Genomic DNA, 1,166 nt, shown 5'->3' with positions numbered 1-1,166 from the left:
CGCAGCAGGGGATCGACCGGGATCGCCTCATGCACGCGGTTCTGCAGGATCACCGCGTCGAACTGTTCGACCGCGTGATGCGCGTGGTCGTCGAGCCGCTTCTCCGCGGGGCGGATCAGGTCGCGCATCAGGCATCAGCTCCGTTCCACTCGTCGCGGTTGGCCAGCGCTCCCCGACCGCGGCCGGTCAGCGCGTAGTCGTTCGTTCGCTTGTCGCGCTCCGACTTCTCGATCAGCCCCGCGTCGACCAGCTGGTCGAGGTTCGGGTACAGCCGACCGTGGTTCACCTCCTCCGCGTAGTAGGACTCCAGCGACTGCTTGATCGAGAGGCCCTTCTGGTGGTCACGGTGCTGGAGGACGCGCAGAATATCCCGCTGGAACGCGGTCAGCCTCGCGAGGTCGTCGTGTGGGATGGAGTAGTCCGTCCCGCTCGACGCGGCCGACTCGCTACTCATCGCGCACCTCCCGCGCAGATGCGGCAGACGCTCGCCGACAGCGCCGCGTCGTAGCCGACCGCCCGACGCTTCGCGCACACGTCGCAGCCGTTTTCTCCGCTCGGTTCCTCAACCGTCGCACCGGGGCTCCCGCCCCGGAATGGCGTTGATGCCATGGTTCTGTGATTGGCCACAGAACCCGCCCCGGCCGGACGTTTAGGGCGTCGCGGCCGGGACCTACTGATTCTCACTAGCCGAGGGTTCGTCGCTCGGGTTCCGTGGTTCACGAAAAGAAACGACGTGTCTTAAAGTTAACGACGGTTCTTGTGGGACCCTTTGTTTCCTCGCGTTATTCGTAGGAGGAATCAAGTTTCCTCGCGGAAACCTCGTTTCCATGAGGAAGAGCGCCGATTGGATGACTATCTGGGATGATCGGATACTGGAGATTATCCGAGAGGAAGGTCCGATGTCCCCTACCCCCCTATCCAATCACGATTACATCCGAATCGGCAAATCCGGCGTCTCGAAGCGCCTAAACCGGATGAAAGACCATGGGCTCGTTCAGGAACTCGGGAATGGCGTCTACTCCATCACCGAGAAGGGCGTGAGCTATTTGGACGGCGAGATCGATGCGTCGGACCTCGTGGAAGAGGAGACGGAGAACGGAGACACGGCACAAGCAGGCTCATGAAGAAGTCCGCGAACTGGATGGTTCAGGAGGACGACCGGCTGC

Annotated in this window: 2 protein-coding genes; one reads left to right on the top strand and one right to left on the bottom strand. The window is 62.3% G+C overall.

Annotated elements, in window-relative coordinates; all coding sequences use genetic code 11:
• Positions 1–127: 127 nt before the first annotated feature.
• Positions 128–454: a PadR family transcriptional regulator gene (locus AN233_RS09415; protein WP_080508413.1), complete on the bottom strand. Its 327-nt coding sequence runs from the start codon at positions 452–454 to the stop codon at positions 128–130.
• A gap of 373 nt (positions 455–827) precedes the next feature.
• On the opposite strand from AN233_RS09415, the gene AN233_RS09410 reads away from it, so the two are divergent.
• On the top strand, positions 828–1,124 hold the full coding sequence (locus tag AN233_RS09410) for a winged helix-turn-helix domain-containing protein (RefSeq protein WP_058366536.1): 297 nt from the start codon (positions 828–830) through the stop codon (positions 1,122–1,124).
• The last annotated feature ends 42 nt before the right edge of the window (positions 1,125–1,166 follow it).

This window comes from Haloparvum sedimenti (genome assembly GCF_001462205.1).
Lineage (GTDB): Archaea > Halobacteriota > Halobacteria > Halobacteriales > Haloferacaceae > Haloparvum > Haloparvum sedimenti.
This window is presented reverse-complemented; position numbering and strand designations above follow the sequence as displayed.

What these genes read in the sequence shown, in the direction of transcription:
- AN233_RS09415 (WP_080508413.1), bottom strand. Translation starts at nt 454, where the DNA reads ATGAGTAGCGAGTCGGCCGCGTCGAGCGGGACGGACTACTCCATCCCA.
- AN233_RS09410 (WP_058366536.1), top strand. Translation starts at nt 828, where the DNA reads ATGAGGAAGAGCGCCGATTGGATGACTATCTGGGATGATCGGATACTG.